This is a genomic window from Microcoleus sp. N9_A1 (genome assembly GCF_036701795.1).
Taxonomy (GTDB): domain Bacteria; phylum Cyanobacteriota; class Cyanobacteriia; order Cyanobacteriales; family Microcoleaceae; genus Microcoleus.
In genome coordinates this window covers 1-25030 of sequence record NZ_JAUBRI010000037.1, presented here as the reverse complement: position 1 = coordinate 25030, position 25030 = coordinate 1, and the positions used below count along the sequence as shown (strand labels likewise).

Genomic DNA, 25030 nt, shown 5'->3' with positions numbered 1-25030 from the left:
GCAGATGTGGGACTGATAAACAGGGATAAACGCAGATAATTTTAAGGAGAGTTCGGGTAATGCAAGTCTATTGAAGCGATGTTTCGTCCCCCTGTTTTGGGGGGTTTCTGCCGTGGATTTTTAATTTTTCTAAGATTGCTTGGGTATTTTCCGGTCGGTTTTCTGGTAGCGGTTCCATCAATTCGTCGATCGAGTCTAGGAGTAACGGGTCAATATCTACAGCCTGGTTTCTCCAGTTGATTTTACCAGTTTTTTGATTGACGGGAAAGTCGATCGGGTTTAAGCCTGTTAATAAATGTACAAAAGTACGTCCGAGGGCAAAAAAGTCCGATCGCACGCCTGCTTTACCTAGAATTTGTTCCGGTGCGGCGTATCCAGCAGAACCTATGGGTGCGGTATCTATATCTGCTTCTGTGGCGGCGTCGAAGTCAATTAATCTCAATTTCCCATCCGCTGCAAGCATGAGGTTGGAGGGCTTAATATCCCGATGCACTACATGATATTTGTGGATTTCCTGTAAAATATTGGTCATTTGTTGCAGCCAATCAAGAGCTAGTTTTTGAGAAACGTGCGGGTTTTTATTTAAGAATTCTGCCAAGTTTTCTCCGCTAATTTTTTCCATCACCAAACAAGACAATTTCTGGAAGTTATGGGGGAGTTTAATTTGGAAATAACCGTCAGGTTCGACTTGGGGAACTGAGTCCTTTCCCGCCAGCCAAATCAAAACTCGCGCTTCTTGCTTGAACACGCGAACTAAATCGGGATTGTGGGTATGTTTCAAGACTTTTAAAATTTTGACAGTTCCCCATTCGTTTTCACCTGTTCCCAAATCTTCGACTTCAAAGATGTCTGTGGGGCGTGCGGGATTGGGCGATCGCACTGGTTTAAGGATACGATAGCGATCGGCAATTAACAAATCCGTGCCACAAGCCTGACACTTTTGAGCAGCAGCAGGATTTTCGCGTTGTTCACATTGAGGATTGATGCAGTAAATCATACCATTTTAGATTTGAGATTTTAGATTGGAAATGACTGACGCTGTATCGGTTTAGAGTTTGCTTTTGCATTCTTTTTTGGGAAGTCGTATCACTTTGATTGATAAATTAGCATAAAACCCAGCAGTTCTGACCTTACTACTGGGTTTCTATTTACCGCCCATTTGGGCACACTATCACATTTAAGTCAAGGATTTAAGATTAATAGCATCGCGCTCTACCGATTGAGCTACCCCCCTGCGTTTGGTAGAGGGGGCTGGATATGAGCCAGCAACCTCGATGATGTGATTTTCCTGACATTCGTTTTAGCGATCGGCGGAGAATGCTGAGTTTCGAGTAATAACTTGCTGTTGAATTTGTACGCAATGCTGCCTCTGCCAATTGGGCTACCCCCCTATTTTGGGTAGAAGGGACAGGAGTCGAACCTGTACTGTCACATTTGTACGGTTTAAGTTGAAGTTTTAGATTGAACTTGTACTCTGTTTATATCTTAAACCATAACTATCAAAAAAGCAAGCAATTAGCGAAAAATAAACTGAAAAATTCGCTCTCCCACTCTCTGTTCCTCAACTTCAGAATTGTTAGCTTCTTCGCGGGCGAACATAACAGCTTGCTGCAATATTTCCACCCTTTGCAGCAACTCATTGATCCGCCGTGCTGGCAAAGCTCCAGAAAATTTTACAGTCCGCCAATAGCCGATCGTAATATCTTCGTAATAAACATCGACTTGAGCCGGATGGTGTTCGGTAGCTTCAGCTTTAACGTGATTGCGCGGAGTTTTAAAAGTCTTGAGAGTTTGCACCGGTTCTGTGGCCCAACAGTCTGCCGAAGCATCGAAGTTCCAAGTCTCGGAAGCATCTAAGACTGGAAGTTTTTTGATAAATGCTTGCAAATCTGCTAACTGCTTTTCAATGAATAGCAAATAGCTGACGGGAACTTGGCTCAAAAGCACGTTTCCGTCTACAGTTACGTCCGCGCGGGCGCTGCAATTTGTCCAATCTTTAGTTGCGGTTACGTCGAAGAGTTTGGTCAAAACTTCAGTGGTTTTGCGGATAATCTCTTCGGCTTTGATTTCGACTTTTTTGGACTCTGGGGGCAGTTGTTCGCCTTCTTCGTCTTTGGGACGGTAAGTGCGGGAGATTCCAGAAAGCAAAGCTGGCTTCTGGAGGGCTTTTTGGGCTTCTGCTAGTTCTTGGGCGGAGCGGCTTTTGATGCCTTTTTCGATCGCGATAATCTGATTTAAGCGTGCCATTGTTCGATGTTATTTATGCTGAACTCACATCAAGTCCGGTTGATACTGATAATCAAATTGTTTGTCCTGTGGCTTTTAGGGCTTGGATAACTCTCCCTCCTCAGTACAAACCTCACGATCGTTCTTTAACCAGACTTGCTCAACTTGTAGTATTGCATACTTCAATATAAATTACAAGATTTTTTTTGTAGGCGCGGTGCCAAGAGAGCCCACTGCTACCGTGCCCAGCAATTTATCTCTCAAAAAATCGGCAAAATCTCTAGCGTCGCTGCCAAAGTGTAGCAAATATAACTCTTTGTCAGCGCTCCAACTACCTCTTGAGATAGATGCGGAAATCCCTCCCAGGGCGCGTTGTCATATCGGGAAACATTTCTTAACATATAGATAACAAAGGGAATCCGAGGAGACACCAAAAATCCTTAAGCCCTTGGGGTGCCCCGGTTAATCAGACTTTTCGCAAACAAGGGCTAAATCAATGAACAAGCAGCAAAACTCCGAAGTTTCAGCATTTTTGCCCATGCTCCAAAAAGGCATTTGGCTGTTTGGGATTCTCTCTTGGATATTCGGGCTGACAGATAGAACTATTGCACTATTATCTGACGGATATTTGTCGGCGATAGATATTGTCCAGCTATTTACAGCATCCTTTTTCTTCATTAGCTGGCTTTTGTTAAGCCCGTTTTTGGGTCTTAACTCCCAGACTCAGCCGAAGGAAGAAGCATCTCCCTAGTTTTTAATTTGTAATGTTAGTTTCTCCATCGCTATGAGTTTCTTCTGGGGCAAAGCGGGCCGGCCAAATGCGATCGCAAAAAAACAAAGTCCCCGCCGTCACGCACAGCGGAATCGCCAACAGATTCAACAGCGGAATGCTCACCAAACCCAAACACACTAAACCAAAACTCCCGCTGGCCGGCAAACTCGCCCGAATTAGCTCAAACTTCTCCTGAAAAGGCAGCTTCCGCCGCTCCAAAGGTGCATTTAAAAAGTCCAAACAGACAATAGTCGCGCCTAAAGCAACGCCACCCAAACTGCTCAGAATAGATCCTGCGCCAGGGATAAAATTCAGCAGCAGCAGCGGTATACCGATGCTGAACAAAATTTGTAGTTTTCGCAGTTCAAAGCCGATTGCCAATTGAATATCCCGAAAAATACTCGCCAAATTCATTGGGGCTTCTGCGGGCAATTGACCGTTCCGCAGCAGTTCCAATTGTTCGGAAAGTTTGCCGTACCAGGGCGAACCTAAAATCACGCCAAACTGCACTAACAAAAATCCAATTATCAGCAAAAGTCCTGACACTAGGAGGACGCGCAGCAGCCAGCCGAAAGCGACTGTTAACACGCCAAGAAAGCTCAGCCAAGCTGGAAAACTCGCAATTAAATCATTAAATCGGACGGACAAATCTGCAACTAAAACGTCTATGCCTGCCAAACTGGGAAATAGCAAGCTTAAATAAAGACCAATACCAATTATAAAATTTAGCACCACGGGAACTAATACATAAGTCCACAGCTTGGGAGTTTGCAAAATCAGCGTGAAAGCTCGCAAAGGATAGGTGAAACCTGCCAGGAGTCCAATTGGTGCGGTAATGGCGGCGTGGGCGGGGTTTGAATTGAGCTGTTTAGACATATTTTCTGCTTTTGAGGACTTGACTCTATTTTCTATTATCCACTTTCCATTATTATTATTAATGATGAGGATTTATTGCAGGTAGCCCCAAAAGTGAAGCTTTTTATTTACCATACCCCGGAACTTACGCCAACCGACAAAATGCCGGCTTGCGCGATCGCAGTTGATGTGCTGCGGGCGACTACGACAATGGCAACGGCCCTGAATAATGGGGCGGAAGCTGTCCAAGTTTTCAGCGACTTAGATAAGCTAATGGCCGAGAGCGAAAAATGGCCTGCAGATAAGAGGATTCGCGCCGGAGAGCGCGGCGGCGGCAAAGTTGACGGATTTGACATGGGGAATTCCCCCCTCGACTGCACGCCAGAAAAGGTGACTGAGAAGCGAATTTTTATCAGCACAACTAACGGTACTCGGGCTTTGGAGAGAGTGCAAGCTGCAGCAACTGTGTTAACGGCGGCTTTGATTAACCGCAAATCTGTGGTGCAGTTTTTGTTGAATAAACAGCCGGAAACTATTTGGATTGTGGGTTCTGGTTGGGAAGGGAGTTATTCGTTGGAAGATACGGTTTGTGCTGGTGCGATCGCCCAAAGTCTGCTAGCAGAAAGCGGTATTCCTGCCAGCGATTTTGCTGGGAACGATGAAGTATTTGGGGCTATTGCTCTTTATTTGCACTGGCAAGATCGGTTGCACGAATTGTTGGAAAGAGCCAGCCACGGTCAGCGCCTCCTCGGTTTAGGTGTTATTGAAGATTTAAAATATTGCGCGCAAACGGATACTTTAGATGTGCTGCCGATGCAGCGAGAACCGGGTGTTTTGGTTAAGTCGGATTTTAAAATTCCTCAGTCTGATTTCTGGGTTCCATCATCAGAAAAAACGGCGAATTGAAATTTTCTGCGAATGCAGTATTAGTAAGGTGCGCCTAGGCGCACCCTACGGAAATTAGTGGTAGTTAGTGAACAATATTTTTTTTTAAGCCAGTAGAATTAAACATACTCGGTAGGGACAAAATATTGTTTTGCTCCTAGTCTATTGCAGGCAATTGAGAATTGCTGCATTCACCGCCGAACCGCTGAATTAAACACTCGGCAATTCTGGCTGCTGCACCGGGTTCTCCCATGCGCCGCCAGCCATTTTCAGCGATTAGCTGCAACCTGTCGGGGTCGCGGAGCAAAGACTGCACGGCGCCGGCAACTTCGGCGGGATGTTTGACTAAAATTAATGACGGGCCTAACAGGCGACTTTGAGCTTCTGCAAAAGCTGGAGTAAATTGCGGGCCGTTTCCGGGAATGGCGATCGCCGGTTTTCCTAAACCTACAAATTGTTCTGTAGCAGTTCCGGCCATTGCTATTGCTAAATCTGCTTCGTACAAACAATCGTTAAAACTTTGCTGAGTTAAAATCATCGTGGCGTTTCTCTGGACAAAGGTTAAGGGCAATAGCAAATTAGGAGATTCTTTCTGAATTTCTTGACCGCTAGAAATAGGAGGTCGCAAAATACTTCCTTCTCGCCGCTGCGTTCGAGTTTCGCCTTCTTGTCGCCAGCCGAAAAATTCTAAACTAGGTCGCAAAGCTTCTAAATTTAACTCTGGAGAAATGGCTCCAAAAAATAACAATTTGCGATCGGCAAACAGCGACAAAATTCCGGCTACAGCCTCTACTATTAGCAGCCAATTAGCATAGGCTTCCGGCGCTCTAGAACCGGGGAGTAAGGTGATGACGAGCGATCGTTCCCTTTCCCGAAACTCTGCGTCAGGGCCGTAAAAACCGGCTGGGTTTTCCGGTTCGAGTCCGTCCATCATCGGGTTTCCGAGATTGTAAGCGGGAATTCCCAGCTTTTGTAAAGTCTCGGCGGTCAGAGCGTCCCTGGCAAAAACGGCTCTACAGCGCGATCGAGTCATCAACCAGCGCTCCCAAGGCAAATAAACCGATCGCGACCAACTCCACCCACCAAAGACCCTGGATTTGCGAGCCAGAGGCCCGTCCTCGTCCCGCAAATAATACTCGGACTTGGCAGTACCGACAAAGGCATAGGGCGCGCCACCCAGCCAAGCAAACAGCAACGGTACAATATCGCCGCAGGCTAAGATAACCGCGTCTTGATTCCCAGACTCTGTTTGCGATCGCACCCAAGCGCGGATGGCTTTAAACTGAGCGATGGTTAATTGAAGCAGGCCGCCTTTGACATCGCGCAAAAATTCTCTCCCGTCCATGTAAATAAAGCCGCCCGAAGGCATCCGCTGCACCGGGCCGATGATGCGGGCGTTTTCTAGTTGAGCGAAAGCTTGCCCTTCACCCACTAGCGGAAAGACGGCTAATTCTGGCGGGTGCGGGTGCTGTTGCAGTTCCTGCAAGATGCGAAGGGCGATCGCGTCTTCTCCGTGGCCGTTACTGAGGCAAAGTAATTTCAATCCCAACTCTCTCAAAAACTCTATTATCAAAAAATAGCCTGAAAACCCTGCGACTTCGGTCTAGGGATGAAAGGCAACTTTACACTTTAGTTTACCAGAAAAATCTTGTTTGAAATAGTACAAAACACGGTAATGGGGAGCCACAGGAGGCGCTGCTCAAAATCTATACTGTGCCCAAAGATATCTGGCATTTAACAGCAGTTGCTCGGACTCTGGGACACAACTTCTGAAGCGGCAAAATAACTTGTTTAATGTTGGGAGTTACGGCCGCATGCACTGATAATTGCGCGATAGACAATTGCCAGATATCCGGCTAAATAACGCGGCGGTAAGTTGCTGCACCTCTAAATCATCTGTATGCAGCCAAGCTCTCAACTATGAGAGTCATACTATTTTCCCTCGATATATTGCTTTAAAGTATTCCGAATTTGTTTGAGCTGAAATCCCTTAGCCAGTTGGCGCAGCTTCGAGACAAACGGCACTAAATTAGGTTCTAAACTCTCCAGCTTAGCACTCTCCTCAAAAATTTCTTCAATGTCGCCCATAGCTGCGAGTTTCAAAATTTTTGCTACTGACTCAGAAGCCGCAGGTAACAAAGAAGAATAAGCAGGAAAATCAGAGGCGGGTGACAAACTGGGAGGTTTGCGCTTTTTGTTTTCCGAAGATTCCCCATAAATCCATTCTAGTCCCAAATGCACGCGCAACTGTTCCAAAAAGTGATTTGCTTCGATCGGCTTGGGAAGAAAAGCATCGCACCCTGCGAGGATGCTATCTTGCTGCGTAGCCTCGAAAACGCTAGCTGACATAGCGATTAACACGACATCTTTTAATTCCGGCAACTGCCGCAGTTTTCTTGCAGTTTCTAAGCCATCCATTACAGGCATCCGCAAGTCCATTAAAATCACATTCGGTTGAAATTCAACTGTTTGGCAGAGGCATTCTTGTCCGTTTTGGGCCTCTGCAACCTCAAATCCCAAATGCCGCAGCAGCCTGCACAACAAATCGCGATCCAGTTGATTGTCATCCACGATTAGCACTTTGCGCTTGTTGCCGATAAAACCGACAAACCAGCGTTTTTCCTGCAAAGGAGATACCTCCAAGTACCGTTTAGCTGCTGGCAATTCTAAATCTACCCAAAAAGTGCTGCCTTTTCCCAAAGTGCTGTGGACGCGAATTTCGGTACCCATTAGTTTCGCTAATTTCTGGCTGATCGAGAGTCCGAGACCTGTACCTTCAACAAACGTATTGCCTCCTACTTGGTGGAAAGGCAAAAATATTTCTTCTAACTTGCTTCGCTCTATTCCCGTGCCGGTATCCTCGACTTGAAAGCGGATTTTTAAAGCGTGTTTGGCTGCGATCGGATTGTGGGCGAAGCGCATATAATTTTCTTTCAGTTCCGAACTCAAAGTCGAGAACTCATAATTTTCTCCTTGCCCTCGACTCCAGGCCCCTGTGCCGACATAGCCGACTTTGAAAGTCACACCGCCACTGTTAGTAAATTTAACGGCATTGCTGAGTAAATTTATGAGAATTTGGCGCAATCTTTTTGGATCGACACGAACGCAGCTAGGTAGGGGAGAGACTTGTTCGTAATGGAATAAAATTTCTTTTTGAGAGGCCCGCATCTGAAACAGATCGGCAATGTTTTTCGTAAAATTTATAAAATTTAACTCTTCCGGGTAGAGTTCCATTTTTCTAGCTTCAATTTTGGAAAGATCTAAAACATCGTCGATTAACATCAGCAGGTGTTGGCCACACTGTTGAATATTGCTGAGACTTTCTTGGTGATCTGAGTTTAAGTCTTTGTCGGTTTTGAGGATTTGAGCGTAACCTAAAACGCCGTTTAAAGGCGTGCGTAGTTCGTGGCTCATGTTGGCAAGAAATTCGCTTTTGGCGCGGTTGGCGCTTTCTGCGACTAATGCAGCTTGTTCGAGGGCAGATTCTGCAAGTTTGCGATCGGCAATTTCGGTTTGTGCTTGTTCAAATAGCGTCGATTGCTGGATCGCGATCGCCAATTGCACGCACAATTGCCGGAGGGATTCTATTTCTGAGGAATCCCAGGGACGGGGGCCTCTGCAATCCTGGGCGATTAGCAGTCCCCAAAGCTGATTTTCAGCGGTGGGTTGGGTCTGGGAAATGCTTTCTCGTGCTTTTAAAATCGGCACTATTAAGTTAGCTTTTACTTCAAATCCTTCGAGAAATTTCATGTGGCATTCTGTCAAATTTTCCCGGTAAATATCTTCCATAGATCTAATACAGCCTTGCTGATAAATCTCAACAAATTTCTCTTTAAAACAGCCGTCAATATTGTTAAAATTTTGCAGCGAAATTCTATTGTTTGCCACGGACTCCACAACGACACAACCGCTCCAGTCGGGATTAAAACGGTAAATAACTGTGCGGTCTGTTTGCAAAAATTGCCGCACTTGTTCGACAGCAGCGGTGAGGACTTCTTCTAAATTGAGGGAGGAGCGAATGCGATCGAGCATGGCAACTACCAGCCGTTCTCGCCTTAATTGCAGCAGCAGCGCCATCTCGGCTTGTTTGCGATCGGTGATGTCGGTAATTACTCCCACTAGCCCGATTAAATTGCCAGTTTCATCTTTAATGCCGTCGGCGCGAAATAAAGTTGTTACCAGTTCGTTGCTTTTAGTTTTGATTTTGAGTTCGCCTTGCCAAGATTTGCCTTTACGGATCGTCTTAAACATTTCTAGTAGCACTTTAGTTTTGGGGTATATTGCCGTTGCTCCGCCTGCTGTGTTCAGTTCTTCTGCTGTGTAGCCGTACCGCTGAACAAAGGCTTGATTGTGGTAAATCGATCGCCCTGTCAAGTCAGCAATGCCGATCGCATCGCTGGTGCTTTCTACGGCTTGAGTCACCCGCAGCAGGTTTAATTCGGCTTGTTTGCGATCGGTAATATCTGTAATAGTACCGATATAGCCTTTAATTTCCTGCTTGTCTCCGATTTCTGCAATTGCCTGACCGATTACCCAGATTACACGACCGTCTGGACGCTGAAAGCGGTATTCTGATTTAAAAGGAATTTTCTCAAAAATTGCTCGATGCCATTCATTTTTTACTCGCTCGACATCATCGGGATGTATGGCATTCATCCAGCCTATTTCTGCTGCTACTCCTGCGTTTAATCCCGTAATTTCGCTCCACCGCTGATTCACATAAAGGCAATTTCCCAAAGTGTCGGTGTGGAATATACAAACTGGTGATGCTTCTGCTAAAGTCTGGTAGCGGCGCTGGCTCGATCGCAGTGCTGATTCTACCTGTTTTCTTTTGGTGATATCACGGACGATCGAAATTATCTCACCACCTGCAAGCAGGGTTAGCGAAAGTTCTTGAGGAAAAAGAGTACCGTCTGGCCGCTGACCTGTTACTTCAATATTACAGTATCCTTCTCGATAAAAATTAGGCATTATTTCTCGTTCAATCTGTTGAATTTTGTCTTCTTTATACAGAAATCTCCAACTTTTTTTCAATAACTCGGAGGGATTAGAAAAACCGTACATTTTGAGATAAGCCTGATTTGAATAAATATATTCTTCATTAGCGTTGAGGATGGCGATACCGTCGTTAGCAGCGGCCATTGCTACGGCTTGCCGCTGAAGTTCCGACTCAGCTTGTTTGCGAGAAGTAATGTCGCGACCGGCTGAGTAGATTAAACCTTCTTCACTAAATGGCGATGCCGTCCACAGCAGGCATTTGTAAGAACCATCTTTGCAGATATAGCGGTTTTCAAAGGAGATACTGGACTTACCGGTTATTAGTTTTGCCCCTTCGGCGGCAGTGGCTTCTCGATCATCTGGATGAACAAATTCGATCATTGGCTTGGCAAAAAGTTCAGCACTACTGTAGCCTAAGACCGTTGACCAAGCAGGGTTTAAACGTTTAAAATAGCCGTCGAAACCTACAATGCAAAGCAAGTCTAAGGAGATGGTAAAAAAGCGATCGCGCTCTGTTTGTGCCTGCTTTAACTCAGTAATATCGATCACTAAACCGTCCCAGAGAATATCGCCTTCGCTCCCAGATGTGCTCTGATTATTGAGCCTTTCCGGTCTCGCCGCTCCTTGCAGCCACTTAACTTTTCCCGATGGCACAATCTGCCGCCACTGCTGCTGCCAAGGTTCCAGCGTAGCGGCTGAAACTGCTATAGATGATTCTAAATCTAAGCGATCCTGTGGGTGAAAGCCGGAGAAAATTATTTCTGCATTTTGCTCTATTACTTCTGCCTCTAATTCGTACAGTTCGCGACTACCTGAAGAGACGTAGGGGAAAGACCTTTCTCCAGTTGCTGAGCTTCGGAATTGATAAATTACTCCCGGCAGGTTAGCTACCAGTTTTTGAAATCGATATTCGCTTTGTTCCAAGGCTCTTTGCTGCCGTCTGTACTCGGTAAAATCTCTAATTGTACCAACTATTACTTTACTGCCGTCTGCTCTTTTAAAGATAGTTTTTTTTGTAGAAATAATGCGTTTTTTGCCTGCGGTGTCTGTGAAATTTTCTTCATTTTCCACACAAATTTCCCCGATCAATACTTCTTCATCTTTGAGCCAAAAAACATCCGCTTCTGATTTTGGAAAACAATCATAGTCTGATTTGCCGATCAGTTCTTGTCGCGATTTGCCGAGCAACTGACAAAAAGCATCATTTAATATAATCCAACGGTGCTGCTCGTCTTTGACAAAAATCGGGTCTGGCGTAGCATTTATGGTATGGTTTAAAAATTCTTCTGACGCTTTCAGTTTGGCTTCGTAGCGGTAGCGATCGCTCACGTCCAACACGACTTTAATCATCCGGTCGATCGAGCCGTCTCGGCCGCGGATGCAGCGCAGGGAAATTCGCGTGTGAACTAGGTCGCCGTCTTTTCTGAACCATCTTTTATCACAGATGTAACCGTCGCTCGTACCATCTAAAATCTGAGAAAATTGTTCTATGTTACTGCTCAAATCATCTGGATGAGCCAACTCCAGCCAATGCTTTTGCAAAAGTTCTTCGCGCTCGTAGCCCAGCAAATTGCACAGCGCATCGTTAACTTCTATCCAATTGCAATTTTCACCCATTGCGGGGTCAATAATTGGAGCGATAATAGCAATTCCGATCAGGGAATTTTCCACCACCGAGCGATATTTTTCTTCACTTTTTCGTAAAGCATCTTGACTGTTCTGGCGTTCTATGGCGTAACGGAGCGATCGAATTAACAGTTCGCTGTCGATTTTTCTTTTGACTAAATAATCCTGTACGCCGACCGAAATCAACCGCAGGGCAAGTTCTTCGTCGTTTTGGGCGGTCAAAACTACGATCGGCACATTTACCCCGTACTCTTGTACGCGAGCCACCGTCTCGATTCCCAGACTATCTGGCAGTGAAAGGTCTAATAAAATTATGTCAAAAGTTTCTTGATTCAATCGCTGCTGCGCTTCACTGAGGCGCTCTACTTTCGTCAGCACTATACGCTGCGCGCCGCCAATTTCTGACAGCAAATCTTCAATCAGCTCAGCTTCATGAGAGTTGTCTTCTACTAACAGAACTTTCAAGCAGATAGGAGGCAAAGCTAAGTCAAAAACTGCTTTCATAATATTTGTTAACCAATAAAAAATATTAAACTAACTTGAATTTTACCTTTTATTTTCAGGGCAGTCATTCAATTGCCAGTACACATACATCGAGCGTCAGATTGGAGAGAGTAAGCAAGCGCTACAAAAATTCTGTTTATTTAAAATTTTATCACGTACTAACTAGACTGTCAACGTAAAATAATTTTTATTTTAACTGACAATTTATACCACTTAAAAAAAATGCAACTGTAGCCCATCTCCCCACCGCGATAGTCACAGTCCTTCCCAATTCTTCAATTCTTTCATCTGCCATATTCAATAGTATTAATTTATAGATTATATCTTCTAGGTTAGGATTTATAATAGACAAAGTAATTAATTTTACCTACCTTATAGCTTATACCTTTGGCCGAAGTTATGTCTCAATTAAGCGAGAGTAAAGTGAAACGTAGAACCTTGCTCCGGTTCAGATTCCACCCAGATACATCCGCCGTGAAGTTCCACAATCTTTTGACAAATTGCTAAACCAATACCTGTCCCCGAATATTCTCTTTGAGTATGCAAGCGCTGGAAAATTTGAAAGATACGTTGTTGATGCTGGGGAGCAATCCCAATTCCATTATCTGAGACAGAAATTAACCAGTTTTCATCCTGTTTGCAAGCGGTAATATGAACCACAGGCGGTGCATCGTGGCGATATTTAATCGCATTGCTGACTAAATTTTGAAATAGCTGTACGAGTTGAGAAATATCCCCCATTAGCGCTGGTAATTCGCTGTAAGTGACAACGGCTTTAGTCTCGCGGATCGCCCCTTGCAGGTTCGCGAGTGCTTGCTCAACTGCATGATTGCAATCTGTCAGTTGAAAAGGTTTCCGACTCCGGCCAACGCGCGAATATTCGAGTAAATCGTCAATTAAAGTTTGCATTCTGGTGCAGCCCTGAACGATATTGCCGATAAACTTACTACCTTGGTTGTCGAGTTGGTCTTTGTAGCGTTTTTCTAAAAGTTGAGCGTAACTGGCAATGGTTGCTAAAGGCGCTTGCAAGTCGTGAGAAGCCACATAAGCAAATTGTTCTAGTTCCGCATTTGAACGCGCCAATTCTTGGTTAGATTTTAATAGAGCAGATTCGGCGCGCTGGCGATGCGATATCTCTTGTTGGAGTACCAAATTTTGCTCTTGCAGAGCTTTTTCAACGGCGCGACGAGTGCTGATTTCTTGTTGCAAGATTTGGTTTTTTTCCTGAAGAGTTTTTTCGACTGCTAAGCGGCTCGTGATTTCTTCTTGCAGCAGCATATTTTGTTCTTTTAGCTGCTTTTGTAAATTCCGCAGGCTGAGGTGACTTTCGATGCGGGCGAGCACTTCTTCAAACTGAAATGGCTTGCTGATATAGTCAACAGCTCCCACAGCAAATGCGTTTACTTTGTCGAAAATTTCATCTTTAGCGCTGATAAAAATTACCGGAATTTCGCGAGTTTTAGGCTCTAATTTCAAGTGCTGACAGACTTCGTAGCCGTTCATTTCCGGCATCATTATGTCGAGCAAAATCAAATCTGGTGGATTAGAATTGCAGGCTCTCAGAGCCATTTTTCCGTTAATCACGCAGCGGGGGGTGTACCCCCTCTGAGTCAACATCGTAGACAACAGACGCAGGTTTTCTGCTGTATCGTCTACTACTAAAATGTTTCCTAACGGCGTCTCTGGTTGGTGATTGTTCATTGATTATTTCCCAGTTCCTGTTTTCTTCACAAAAAATGTTGGCAGCTATTTTATTTAGGACTTACGGAAAACACCCGGTTTCTAGTAGGAATATTGGGGAAAGAAAACGAGGAATCCGCTCATAAACCGGGTGTTTAGCCGTTGGTGCACAAGCAAGTCCTCTTATTATTCGTTTAGCAATCCTCAAATCCCCAGCAGCAGAGTCAGAGCATTATTGTCCCAAGTCAATCCTTTGTCTAAAACGTTAAATCCCGCGACTTTGCACATAGCTTCTAAAGCAGTAGCTGTAGGCAGCCACCAGCACGCCGCAAAATTGTTCATGTCAAAAACTGCTTTCTCAGTTATCCCTATAAGTGGGTTGTTGTTGATGTAGAGCTGCCAATAAGCTGTTAAAATAGCTCGTTCGGCGTCGTCCAAAGCGGGAATAAACATTACTCCAGAAGGGGGAAGTTCATAGCGTCCTAACTCATTCTCTATAACTTCTTGGGTAATAGCTGAAGTGAAAACTAAATGCTCGCGAGTTATCTGACGCAAGGCAACTAAAATCTGCAACGGATGGGGGTGGTGGTACAAAACTCCTGCACAGTGAACTACATCGTAAGGTTCGCCAATGTCTGTAAGTTGAATCTGAGTGATATCTTGATTGATACAGTGATAATTAGCAATATTTAAACTTGTCATCCGATCGTGAAAATCTTGCCACCAGTGCATGGATGCCGGCATGGCATCAATCATTGTCAGAGAAACTGCACCGTATTTGCTAGCTACAGATACTTTTTCGCTGACAGTTCCCCACAAGCCGCCGACTTCTGCAAAAGTCTTGCCTTTGGCGACTCGGGCGATATAACGATCGCGAATATCCTTAGCTTCTAACTCTAATAATAGAGTAGATTCCCCTGTTTGACGCTGTTTTTCTAAAATTTCCTCTAATTTTTGGGATATTTCTGGATCTTTTGGTCTAATTTCTAATGCCATCAAGTACAACATTATGGCTTCGTTACGCCGATCGCTTTCAGCAAAGTTTTGGGCTATTTCGCAGTAAAATTCAGGAGCGTGCAGCGGCTGCATTTGGTGGTGATAGTAGCTAGTTGCTACATCTGAATCAACCGGAGTTCTTTTAATGAGAGCATTACCTAATTTTATGTAAATTCCCGGTAGAGACGGCTCGATTTTAAGCGCACAAAGGTAGGCGGAAACAGCATCGTTCCATGCGTGACTTTCACTTAAAGCATCACCTAAATTGTAATAAGACCAAGAAATACTGGGATTAAGTTCAATAGCACGTTGGTAAGCGGTAGCGGCAGCTTTCCACTGTTGGGTTTTTAACAGCACTTCTCCTAAATTGTGGTAAGTCCAAGAGAATTCTGGATTGAGTGCGATCGCCCGCCGATAAGCGAGTGTTGCTGGGGGAAATTTTTGAAGTTTAACTAAAGTCAAAGCTAAGTTATAATGAGACCAAAATAAATCTGAATTAAGTGCGATCGCCCGTTCGTATGCAGCCTCAGCTTCCGACCAGTTTTCTAGTTTAAAAAGAGCATCTCCTAACTTGTGAAAAGCTGCGAAAAAATTCGGGTCTACTTCAGTAGCGCGCTGGTAAGCTGCTGCGGATTCAGACCATTCTTCTAATCGATCGCAAGCTGCACCGATGCTGTAGTAAGACCAAGAATAATCCGGGTTAATTTCAACAGCCGTGCGGTAGGCGATCGCAGCTTCTTGCCATTTTTCTAAATTGAGCAGCACGCTGCCTAAGTTGTAGTATGACAAAAAAGAATTGGGATTTAAATCAATACTTTTTCGGTAAGCAGCCTCCGCTTCGCGCCAAAGCTCCTTAGCTTGCAAAACATTTCCTAATTTGTAATGAAATTCTGAAATATCCGGCTGGAGTTTAATCGCTTTGCGATAGTTAACAATAGCTTCGTCCCACTGTTTCAAGTCGCTAGCAGCTTCTGCTATTTTGCAATAAGCTTCGCAACAACTCGGGTTTAAAAAAATGGTTCGGTGGTAACAAACTAGCGCTCTTTCTGGCTTATTTTGGACTAGCAAAGTATTACCTAAATCGAGATATTCTTCTGCTATTTCTATTGGTTCCACGATCAGTGCTTGATACCAACAGTCTGCTGCTTCTTCAGCTTGACCGACTTGGGTAAATATCCGGCTCAAATTACGGTAAAATCCTGCAAAGTTTGGTTGCAGGGAGATGGCTTTTTGGTAACAGGCGATCGCCTCTTGCCACTGTTCCAATGTAGCGCAGAGAGTGCCGAGGTTAGCAAAAGCTTCGGCAAAATCGGGTTGCAGGGCGATCGCAACTTTATACCAATACCTTGCGTCTTCTAGTTTACCCTGAGCTTGCAGCGCCTTTCCCAAGGTCTTGCAAGTCTCTGCAGAGTTGGGTTCCGATGCCAAAACTTGTTGGCAAAGTGCGATCGCCCGCTCAAAGTTCCCTGTAGCTAAATAAAGTTCTGCCTGTTGCTGAAAATTCACCTGCGCTGTTTCCGAATTCATTTTTTCTTTTCCTTTTGAGTAATCATTCCATGTAAGATTATATGCTACAATTGGCCAAACTTCAAGTTTCTGTAAGTAGAGCTAGCGAGCACAGAATAGTGCTGAATGTTCGCGAGATTAATATAAACTAGACAGTAATAGGTTAACAGCGAGCTAAATAATGTCAACAGTCAATCCAACACCGCTAATCAGCGTAATTATACCTGTATATAATGGCGATCGCTACATCGTACAAGCGGTGGAGAGCGCCCTAGGTCAAACTTTTACTAATTTGGAGATTATTGTTGTAGATGACGGTTCTAGCGATCGCACGCAGCAAGTATTGCAGCCTTATTTTGACATAATTCGCTACATATATCAGGAAAATCAAGGAGTAGCAGTCGCCAGAAATATTGCTTGCCAACTAGCGCAAGGCGAGTTTTTGGCATTTTTAGATGCCGATGACTATTTCCTACCATCCAAGCTAGAGAAACAACTAGCTTGCTTTGAGGCTGATCCCACCTTAGATATGGTGCAAACAGGTTGGCTGATCGTCGATGAAACCGGGCGAGAGATTTCTGCTGTCAAGCCTGGGCAGCAAGCGTCTAAATTAGATTTAGAAAGCTTTATTCTATATAAATGCGTGCGACCGAGTGCGATGATGCTGCGCCGAAAGTGGTGGGAAAAATTGGGCGGTTTCGATTCTCACTTTCCACTAGCAGAAGATTTAGACTTTGCCTTGCGTTTAGCTTTAAAGGGGTGCAAAGCAGTTTGGTTAGAAGAGATTCTTACCTGTTATCGCCAGCACAATTCTAGTCTCATGTCAAGCGGTTTTCGCGTAATGAAGAATATAGAAATTGTGATGAAAAAATTCTTCGCTCGACCCGATTTGCCTCAGTCAATCCGGCAGTTAAAAAACCAGGAACGCTATCAATGCTTAAAGTGGCTGGCATGGCGGATGTATCGCGACGGTCATCTAGCAGAGATGGCACAGTGTTTAGAAGAGTCATTGCAATATACGCCTTTTTCGCCCACACAAACAGTCTTGAATTGGCTGGAAAGTTTTCAGATGGCTTCTGAAGAATATGGTGAAAAATTTGACGCTTATTCGCTGAGTAAGTTAGCGAAATGGCAAGAGATAGTTTTGATGGTAATGACTAATCCACCCCAATCTCAACAGAGTTCTATTCCCACACCTTCAAAAGCGCAAGCCCACATTTTACTCTACAACACGGACGATCCGGGCGTGGGAGGATTAGCGCAGTACAATCATGCCATTCTTTGTCAGTTAGCCTTATTAGGCTATCGAGTCACTTGCGTGCAGACCAAACATACTAGCCCCTTGCTGGAGCGAGAACGAGAGTTAGGTATAGAGCACTTGTGGCTGGATTTTAGCGGCCATAAAGATTTACAGCGGGTGTTAAGAAATACTCAGGATGCACGAGAGCTTTTTGCTAGTAATAAACCCGATATGATTATTTTTAGCGATGGTTGGCCATTTTCCAATTTTGCAGCTAAACAGGTAGTTATTGAAATGGGAATACCATACATGATGGTGATTGGGTTAGTTATGCCAGAACACGCAACTTTTGCCTGCGGGGATGTAGTGCCTTATGTAGAAGGAGTGCTTCACCACTGCCTGCAAGCTAGGGCCTTGATTGTTGGCGCTTACGAACATTTGAATTTATTGTGCCAACATTTCAAGTTGCCAAAAGAGCGAGGACAAGTAATTTACTTGGGGCGTTCTCCCAAATATTTTGCACCTCCTAATGCTGCGGCTCGTCAACGCCTGCGACAAGAAATAGACATTCCTGAAGATGCGATTGTCTGTTTCACATCTGCTCGATTGGCATCGATTAAAGGGCATCGATATCAGATCGAAGCCATCAAGCAGTTGCAGCAGTCTCCGGTGTGGTCTAAACTGTATTTTGTGTGGGCAGGAACTGGTGAGGGAAGCGCTGATAATGTAGAAATAGAATTGAGGGAAACTATTAAAGAGTTAGGGGTGAGCGATCGCGTGAAGGCGATCGGACAGCGCTGGGATATCCTAGATTGGCTGGATGCTAGCGACATATTCATTTTGACTTCTGTAGCAGATGCAGCACCTTCTCTTGCAGTCATGGAAGCGATGGCTAAGGGATTGCCGATAGTTGCAACGGCTGTGGGCGGCATTCCTGAAGGGCTTGGGGATACTGGGAAATTGTTGCCCGATCCGAATACCGATCCAGAGGGAACCTCGAGGGAATTGGCGGAAACTGTAGAAGCTTGGGCAATGAATCCAGAATTACGCCATCAAATCGGTCAAGCTTGCAAGCAGCGGGCCGAGAAAGTGTTTAAAGAGGAACGGATGTTGGCAGAGTCGATTGAGGCGATCGAAAAAGCTTTACTTTGCGATCGTCAAACAGATCAATTTGTTACTCAAAAACAGGTGCAGAGGTCAATGGCGAAAATAGAAAACCGGGTGCACTACAGCTCTTTAGTGTGGAATGCTTGGCAGGCTTACTGTCAAGAAGATCTAAGCGGAATGCAGAAGTCGCTTCAAAAATCTTTGAAGTACACACCTTTCTTGAGTACAGAAACGCTATTAAACTGGGTAGAATATTTTGGAAATTTTTCGTCAGCCAAAGGGCATAATTTAGATACATATTCTCTAATTAATTCAGCAGAATGGCAACAATTGGTTTATGATTTACAGGGTGTTGAATCTGTATTTTCTGCACGCTAAAATAACAGATTAACATTTTAAATTGGGATTCCTGTCAGCAGTAGAATTGCATCTTCCTTCTTCCTTCTTCCTGACATCCGTTACATCGGTTACATAATCCGTTGCCGAACTTCCTTCTGTCTGACATCCGTTACATCCGTTACATCCGTTTCAGAATCCGTTGCCGAACCCTTCCTTATCACCGAGAAAACTCATGTCAATGGCAAATTCGACACCGCGAGTAAGTGTAATTATTCCAGCATATAATGGCGATCGCTACATCGGGCAAGCGGTAGAAAGCGTCATCAGCCAAACCTATAAAAACTGGGAAATTATCGTCGTAGACGACGGCTCAACCGACGACACCCGCCAAGCATTGCAGCCTTATTTTGACAAAATTCGCTATGTTTATCAGGAAAACCAAGGAGTAGCTGCCGCCCGCAACCGAGGAATTCAGGAATCCCGATGTGAATTAATTGCTTTTTTAGATCAAGATGACTTTTTCTTGTCCGATAAGTTAGCTGGGCAAGTTGCGTTATTTGACGCTCAGCCATCACTAGGAATTGTTAATAGTGGCTGGCGAATGGTTAAAGAGCAAGGCGAAAGTATTTTCGATGTAACACCCTGGGAATACTTGCCTCAGCTAGACTTAAAAACCTGGATTGTTTATATGCCCCTACTTCCCAGCGCCATGATGTTTTCACGGCAGTGGCTGGAACGAGTCGGTGGCTTTGATTCTCAGTATGATTCAGTAGATGATGCCGACTTAATCTTGCGTTTAGCACTATCTGGTTGCGAAGCTGCTTGGTTGCCTCAAGTGACAGTATGCTACCGCCAGCACGGGCAAAATGTGTCCATCCAGAGAGCGCTAAAACAGGCAAACCTTTGTATTCAATTAAAGCAAAATTTTTTCAGTAGAGCCGACTTGCCAGAGGACATTCGCCAATTAGAAAAGCATGCGTTGTATGAAGCTCTGACATGGATGGCGTGGCAACTTTACTACAGCGGCTATCCGGCAGAAATGACTGACTATTTGCAAAAATCTTTAGATTATACCCCGTACTCCCTGACAGCAACTATAGCAGATTGGGTAAAGCGCATCACTGAAATTGCTAAGACCTACGGCTGCAGTATCGATGCCATTTCTCTCAGAAAATTACCAGAATGGAAACAGTTAATGGCTAGTATTATTACCCCCAAAAAAGTGCGCGTCAGTGTCATCATCCCGGCTTACAACTGCGATAGCTACATTGTCAGATCCGTAGAGAGTGTTCTGGGTCAGACTTATCAAAACTGGGAAATTATCGTCGTAGACGACGGCTCAACTGACAACACTCGCCAAGTTTTAGCACCTTACCTAGATTTAATTCAATACATCTATCAAGATAACCAAGGAGCAGCAATTGCTCGAAATCATGCTTGCAAGTTAGCCAAAGGGGAATTTTTAGCTTTTCTAGATGCTGACGACTTCTTCTTACCCGAAAAACTAGAAAAACAAGTAGCTTGCTTTGACGCTGACCCCACATTAGATATGGTGCAAACAGGTTGGGTTATTGTTGACAAAAACGAGAAAGGCATCTATGGAGTAAAGCCTTGGGAAGAAGCACCAAAATTAGATTTAGAAGCCTTTGTTTTCTACAAATCAGTGCGTCCCAGCGCCATGATGCTGCGGCGAGAGTGGTGGGAACGCTTAGGAGGTTTCGATCATCGCTTGCCGCCAACCGAAGATTTAGATTTTGTGCTACGTTTAGCTTTAAAAGGCTGCAAGTCAGTTTGGTTAAAAGAGATATTAACCTGCTATCGTCAGCACGAAAGCAATATCATGTCTAACGGCTGCAAATTAATGAAAAATACGGAAATTTTGATGGAGCAATTTTTCGCGCGGCCAGATTTGCCTCAGCACATCCGCGACTTGAAACGGGCGGAACGTTACAAGTGTTTCGTATGGATAGCATGGCGGATGTACCGCGACGGATATTTGCCAGAAATGGTCGAATGTCTGGAAAAATCTCTGTATTACACTCATTTGACAGGCACTGAAACTGTTTTTAATTGGCTGGAAACTTTTAAGGGTGTTTCAGAACAGTACGGCTACAACTTTGATGCCTATGCCTTAACCAATTTACAGGAATGGCAAGACATAGTGGCGATCGCAGCTAACAATCCTTATCAGTTTCAATCGGCTCCTAGTTCGATTTATCGGCAGCAAACAAAGCACGTACTCCTGTACACAGAAGACTCAGGAGTCGGCGGTTTGGCTCAGTTCAACCACTCGCTGATGTGTAAATTAGCGGAGGATGGCTACCGAGTTACCAGCGTTCAAAGTCAAGCTTCTAACCCTTTAATTACCGAACAAAAACAGCTAGGTATCGAACATATTTGGCTAGAGTTCGATACGATGAAAGAGTTTTTGCGAATTGCTTACAATTTGGATGATGCTAAAAAGATTTACGCCCAGGCTCAACCGGATTTAATTATATTTAGTGACGGCTGGCCGATGGCTAACTTTGCAGCTAAACAAGTTGCGATCGAGCAAAATATACCATACATAATCAGTCTGGGTTATATCAATCGCAATTATGAAACCTTCGATCGCGGCGATCAAATTCCCTATTTCGATGCAGTTGCCTACCAGTACATGGTAGCGAAAGCAGCAGTAGCAGTTTCCCACGAGAATTTAAACTTGTTCCAAAGTCTATTTAAAGCGCGTCTCGAACGAGGAAAAGTAATCTATTATGGCAGACCAAATAGTTATTTTGAGCCGCAGAATCTTTCCACTCGCCAACGCCTGCGTCAAGAACAAGGAATCCCCGAAAATGCTGTCGTTTGTTTTACGGCGGCGAGATTGACCCCAATTAAAGGATATCAGTATCAATTGCAGGCGATCGCGCAATTGAAAAATCGTCCAATTTGGAACCAAACTTACTTTGTTTGGGCCGGGCCTGGGTCTACTACTCATGACAATCTGGAACCTGAATTAAGAGCAACTGTGAGCAAATTGGGAGTAGAAGAACAGGTTAAATTCTTAGGACAGCGCTGGGATATTGCCGATTGGCTAGACGCCAGCGACATCTTTATTTTATCTTCCGAAGCTGAGGGGATGCCGCTAGCAATTATGGAAGCAATGGCGAAAGGATTGCCCATAATTGCCACAGCAGTCAGCGGGATTCCTGAAGAATTGGGAGATACGGGAAAGTTACTGCCCGATCCTACAATTGACCCAGAAGGAACAGTAAAACAATTGGTAGAAACGGTGGAAATATGGGCAGAAAATCCCGAATTGCGCCGACTTGCAGGACAAGCCTGCAAAGCGCGAGCCCAAGAACTATTCAAAGAAGAACGGATGCTTCGGGAATATGGAGAAATAATTGAACAGGCATTTGTAAGTGACGATGAGAGCGACAGTTTCTCTATTAGTCCGAAACTCAAAAAGCAGGTACAGCAAGTGGATAGACTGCTGAAATACTATTATTTAGTGTGGAAAGCTTGGGATGCTTACAATAACGGAGATATGTCCGAGATGGCGAGTAATTTGCAATCGGCTTGGGCCTGCACGCCTTATTTTACCACAGAAACTATCTTTGATTGGGTGAAAAATTTTGGTATTTTTGCTGTGGAAAAAGGAGTTAATTTCGATACCAACGAGCTGATCAGCTCCCGATCGTGGCAACAAGTGATAGAATCCATACAGGGTTTTGAAGTATTTTCATCTGTTCGTTAAAACTGAGTTCTTGCAGGATTTTCAGGGACGGGCAAAATGCCATTCCACAAAACATCAACCACAGAAAAAATATGCAATTTACATTCAAGTTCCCACGTATTAATAAACTGCTGCCAATTGGTTTAGCTATTGTCACTGTTCTGTTAATAGCCTATTTGGGACAGCCAAGAGCGATCGCCCAAGTGCGATCGAACGTTACAGTAGATTTTGGACTCCCAGCCACCGGTACAATTTCCATGAGCGGCATCCTGCACGGAATCGACACCGCAAAACCGCCGGATAGTTCTATCAAACCCTTGCAGCCGAAACTTTGGCGGGCCGGGAGACTCGATATTTACGATCGAGTAATCGCCAGCGGAGCCGAGTTTCAGTTAGTCGTTAGCGACTTGTGGGGCTACGGTAGCAATCCCAATGGCTGGCCCTATCAAAACTACCCTGCGTGGGAAGCATTCATCCGACAGTTAGCCCAGCAAAATAAAGGCAAGAAAATTATTTGGGATGTATGGAATGAACCAGATTTAAAAAATCCGTTTTGGAATGGAAGCAGAGAACAATTCTTTGAAACCTACAAAAGAGCTTACAAAATTTTACGAGAAGAATTGGGGCCGTCAGCAATGATTGGCGGCCCGAGCATTACCAACTACAACAAAGGATATCTCGCCGCTTTTATGGATTACTGCAAAGCGAACAAACTGGAAGTAAATTTCCTAGCTTGGCACGAACTCAACGATACCATGATCTTATTTGTTGACGACCATGTAATTGATGCTAAACGCAATTTTCAGCAAAGTCCTTCTTACAAGGAACTGAAATTGCAAAAAATTTACGTCAACGAAATTGTCGGGAACTTAGCGCAGTACCAGCCGGGGGAAATCTTAGGTTATTTGTATAACTTAGAGTATGCAAAAGCTGACGGTGCTTGCAGAGCTTGTTGGGAGAGTAAAGGGACAACTAAAGTTAGCAATTGCTTCAACAATACGCTGAGTGGGATGGTCACGCCTAATAATTTTGAACCGAGAGCCGCTTGGTGGACATACAAAGCTTATGCTGACGGAGTTAATTCGCGGGTGCGGAGTTGGTCAAATAACAATCGCCTTGTCGCTTTAGCCAGCAAGTCAAATCCTGGAGGTAAAGCACAGATACTTTTAGGTTATTTCGACCCCAATTATTCCTCAGCAACAACGGTAACATTAACCCTCGGAAATTTGGAGCAGCTAGGTATTCAAAGAGGTCAGAAAATCACTCTAAAATTAGAAAAAATTCCCAACAATCAAGAAGGAGCAGTGCCACAGCTTGTCACCGTTAAAGAAGAAAGTTTTTCAGTGGGGAGTGGCAGCTTGGCTTATGTTATCCCTAATTTCAACGTCCACGAAGGCTACTTATTGACGGTTAGCAAGTGAGCTAGCAATCCTATTGAATTGCGGACAATTTGTAGGGACACGGCACGGCCGTGTCCTTACAAATATATAGATTTTAGCTGGGATTATTCAAAGATTTTTGCACCAATTCTAACCACTCTCGGACTGTTTGATTTTCGGATTGTGGGTCGTAGTAACACCCTAATTCATCAAGGATGAATGTTTCTAAGTCGGCTGGGGCGATCGGCATTTCTAGCAGTTTGCTGAGTTCTTGCGATGCAGCTTCAACATTTGCAGGAGGTTCGCTGCTGCGGTAGTTGTTCACTACATCACTAGAAATGTCAGCTTCTAGCGGCCAGTCTTGGTGAAAGTAGGAACTGAAAAATTGGGTTAAATGAGGAAATTGATTTATCATTCGGGATAGGCTGTGAGAATAAAGTATCCGGGAGGTAATTTGGCGCTGCGCTGGAGGACGATTCTCAGGCGAGATGCTGAATTTGCTTTGGATGCGCGGCGACGCAGAGTAATGCCAATTATTCTGTTGGCGTTGTAGTCGATCGTATAACGATTGTCTCGACTTTTCACCCAGGAGTCGATCGCACTTTGATTTCTGTTCATTGCTTCCCCAATAGCCGCTTCGGCGACGGAACGGTCACTAAAAGAAGATGCGGCAGAAATTCTCGTTTCGCTTGCGAGTCGCTGTGCTAGTTGTGCTTCTGTTTTCCCAACGTGTCTCTCTAAAGTGTGTCCTCCTGCTGCTTCGTGAAAATCTAATCCGCCGCCCGGTATGTTGGGCACAAAAGCTATGGTGGTTTGTGGTATGGTTGAGCCTTCCGGTGCAACAACCGTGGCGTAAACACCAGGTATTGCCGATTGGAATAATATAATTACTGAGGCGATCGCACAGAGGATACCTAAAAACTTTTTTAGGCGATCGAGTTGATTTTTCATGGCTGTTGAATGTCTTTCTTATATTTAGTATAGGTGTTGGCTTTTTGTGTCTATTTCCTAATCTACCATTCCTAAGTTATAAATTACGCGCAGCATTTAAATATACGGTGTGCAGTGCGCGCCCTACTGTTAGTTAGAAATTGCGCGCAATATTCAAATACATAGTTCTCCGCGCGCACCCTAGGAATGAGAATTAAATAACTTCCACAAGTTTGTGGGATGGGCGTCCCGCCCGTCCTTTTTGGACG

14 protein-coding genes are annotated in these 25030 nt (G+C 44.5%); 5 read left to right on the top strand and 9 right to left on the bottom strand.

Annotated features, from left to right (window positions below; genetic code table 11):
* Positions 1-67: 67 nt before the first annotated feature.
* Together QUA58_RS17770 and QUA58_RS17765 are read right to left on the bottom strand one after the other, a co-directional pair.
* Positions 68-997, bottom strand: coding sequence for a serine/threonine-protein kinase (locus QUA58_RS17770; RefSeq protein WP_333255614.1), 930 nt, complete (start codon positions 995-997; stop codon positions 68-70).
* A 518-nt stretch (positions 998-1515) separates the two neighbouring features.
* Positions 1516-2247, bottom strand: coding sequence for a DUF7873 family protein (locus QUA58_RS17765; RefSeq protein WP_333395103.1), 732 nt, complete (start codon positions 2245-2247; stop codon positions 1516-1518).
* Between the two features lie 475 nt (positions 2248-2722).
* Between QUA58_RS17765 and QUA58_RS17760 the strand changes: the two genes are divergently transcribed.
* The gene (locus QUA58_RS17760; RefSeq protein WP_333255612.1) at positions 2723-2977 is read left to right on the top strand and encodes a hypothetical protein; all 255 of its coding nucleotides are present in this window, start codon (positions 2723-2725) and stop codon (positions 2975-2977) included.
* Between the two features lie 3 nt (positions 2978-2980).
* Here QUA58_RS17760 and QUA58_RS17755 read toward each other — a convergent pair whose 3' ends face one another.
* The gene (locus tag QUA58_RS17755; RefSeq protein ID WP_333395101.1) at positions 2981-3874 is read right to left on the bottom strand and encodes an EI24 domain-containing protein; all 894 of its coding nucleotides are present in this window, start codon (positions 3872-3874) and stop codon (positions 2981-2983) included.
* A 93-nt stretch (positions 3875-3967) separates the two neighbouring features.
* Here QUA58_RS17755 and QUA58_RS17750 point away from each other — a divergent pair, with 93 nt between their 5' ends.
* Positions 3968-4759 carry a 2-phosphosulfolactate phosphatase family protein gene (locus QUA58_RS17750; protein ID WP_333395100.1) on the top strand — a complete coding sequence of 264 codons (792 nt, stop codon included), beginning with the start codon at positions 3968-3970 and terminating at the stop codon, positions 4757-4759.
* Between the two features lie 136 nt (positions 4760-4895).
* On the opposite strand, the gene QUA58_RS17745 is transcribed toward QUA58_RS17750, so the two are convergent.
* The 4 genes from QUA58_RS17745 to QUA58_RS17730 all read right to left on the bottom strand — a co-directional run bounded on the left by QUA58_RS17745 (position 4896) and on the right by QUA58_RS17730 (position 16069).
* Entirely contained in the window at positions 4896-6281 is a 1386-nt protein-coding gene (locus tag QUA58_RS17745; protein ID WP_333395099.1) for a lipid-A-disaccharide synthase-related protein, read from the bottom strand.
* A 389-nt stretch (positions 6282-6670) separates the two neighbouring features.
* A complete protein-coding gene (locus tag QUA58_RS17740) occupies positions 6671-11866 on the bottom strand; it encodes a PAS domain S-box protein (protein ID WP_333395098.1) in 5196 nt (1731 codons plus the stop codon).
* Positions 11867-12274: 408 nt separating this feature from the next.
* Positions 12275-13567 carry an ATP-binding protein gene (locus tag QUA58_RS17735; protein ID WP_333255602.1) on the bottom strand — a complete coding sequence of 431 codons (1293 nt, stop codon included), beginning with the start codon at positions 13565-13567 and terminating at the stop codon, positions 12275-12277.
* Between the two features lie 183 nt (positions 13568-13750).
* Positions 13751-16069: a tetratricopeptide repeat protein gene (locus QUA58_RS17730; protein WP_333395097.1), complete on the bottom strand. Its 2319-nt coding sequence runs from the start codon at positions 16067-16069 to the stop codon at positions 13751-13753.
* A 160-nt stretch (positions 16070-16229) separates the two neighbouring features.
* Here QUA58_RS17730 and QUA58_RS17725 point away from each other — a divergent pair, with 160 nt between their 5' ends.
* The 3 genes from QUA58_RS17725 (at position 16230) to QUA58_RS17715 (ending at position 23873) form a co-directional block, all read left to right on the top strand.
* A complete protein-coding gene (locus tag QUA58_RS17725; protein WP_333395096.1) occupies positions 16230-18773 on the top strand; it encodes a glycosyltransferase in 2544 nt (847 codons plus the stop codon).
* 193 nt (positions 18774-18966) lie between these two features.
* Positions 18967-22473: a glycosyltransferase gene (locus tag QUA58_RS17720; protein WP_445301885.1), complete on the top strand. Its 3507-nt coding sequence runs from the start codon at positions 18967-18969 to the stop codon at positions 22471-22473.
* A 71-nt stretch (positions 22474-22544) separates the two neighbouring features.
* Entirely contained in the window at positions 22545-23873 is a 1329-nt protein-coding gene (locus QUA58_RS17715; RefSeq protein ID WP_333395093.1) for a GH39 family glycosyl hydrolase, read from the top strand.
* A gap of 73 nt (positions 23874-23946) precedes the next feature.
* Here the strand turns inward: QUA58_RS17715 and QUA58_RS17710 are convergent, their stop codons facing one another.
* Together QUA58_RS17710 and QUA58_RS17705 are read right to left on the bottom strand one after the other, a co-directional pair.
* On the bottom strand, positions 23947-24246 hold the full coding sequence (locus tag QUA58_RS17710) for a contact-dependent growth inhibition system immunity protein (protein ID WP_333395092.1): 300 nt from the start codon (positions 24244-24246) through the stop codon (positions 23947-23949).
* Entirely contained in the window at positions 24243-24782 is a 540-nt protein-coding gene (locus QUA58_RS17705; RefSeq protein ID WP_333395090.1) for an RNase A-like domain-containing protein, read from the bottom strand. The genes QUA58_RS17710 and QUA58_RS17705 overlap by 4 nt, the downstream gene beginning before the upstream one ends.
* Positions 24783-25030 lie beyond the last annotated feature (248 nt).

What these genes read in the sequence shown, in the direction of transcription:
- QUA58_RS17720 (WP_445301885.1), top strand. Translation starts at nt 18,967, where the DNA reads ATGTCAATGGCAAATTCGACACCGCGAGTAAGTGTAATTATTCCAGCA.
- QUA58_RS17740 (WP_333395098.1), bottom strand. Translation starts at nt 11,866, where the DNA reads ATGAAAGCAGTTTTTGACTTAGCTTTGCCTCCTATCTGCTTGAAAGTT.
- QUA58_RS17760 (WP_333255612.1), top strand. Translation starts at nt 2,723, where the DNA reads ATGAACAAGCAGCAAAACTCCGAAGTTTCAGCATTTTTGCCCATGCTC.
- QUA58_RS17770 (WP_333255614.1), bottom strand. Translation starts at nt 997, where the DNA reads ATGATTTACTGCATCAATCCTCAATGTGAACAACGCGAAAATCCTGCT.
- QUA58_RS17730 (WP_333395097.1), bottom strand. Translation starts at nt 16,069, where the DNA reads ATGAATTCGGAAACAGCGCAGGTGAATTTTCAGCAACAGGCAGAACTT.
- QUA58_RS17755 (WP_333395101.1), bottom strand. Translation starts at nt 3,874, where the DNA reads ATGTCTAAACAGCTCAATTCAAACCCCGCCCACGCCGCCATTACCGCA.
- QUA58_RS17765 (WP_333395103.1), bottom strand. Translation starts at nt 2,247, where the DNA reads ATGGCACGCTTAAATCAGATTATCGCGATCGAAAAAGGCATCAAAAGC.
- QUA58_RS17725 (WP_333395096.1), top strand. Translation starts at nt 16,230, where the DNA reads ATGTCAACAGTCAATCCAACACCGCTAATCAGCGTAATTATACCTGTA.
- QUA58_RS17705 (WP_333395090.1), bottom strand. Translation starts at nt 24,782, where the DNA reads ATGAAAAATCAACTCGATCGCCTAAAAAAGTTTTTAGGTATCCTCTGT.
- QUA58_RS17710 (WP_333395092.1), bottom strand. Translation starts at nt 24,246, where the DNA reads ATGATAAATCAATTTCCTCATTTAACCCAATTTTTCAGTTCCTACTTT.
- QUA58_RS17735 (WP_333255602.1), bottom strand. Translation starts at nt 13,567, where the DNA reads ATGAACAATCACCAACCAGAGACGCCGTTAGGAAACATTTTAGTAGTA.
- QUA58_RS17715 (WP_333395093.1), top strand. Translation starts at nt 22,545, where the DNA reads ATGCAATTTACATTCAAGTTCCCACGTATTAATAAACTGCTGCCAATT.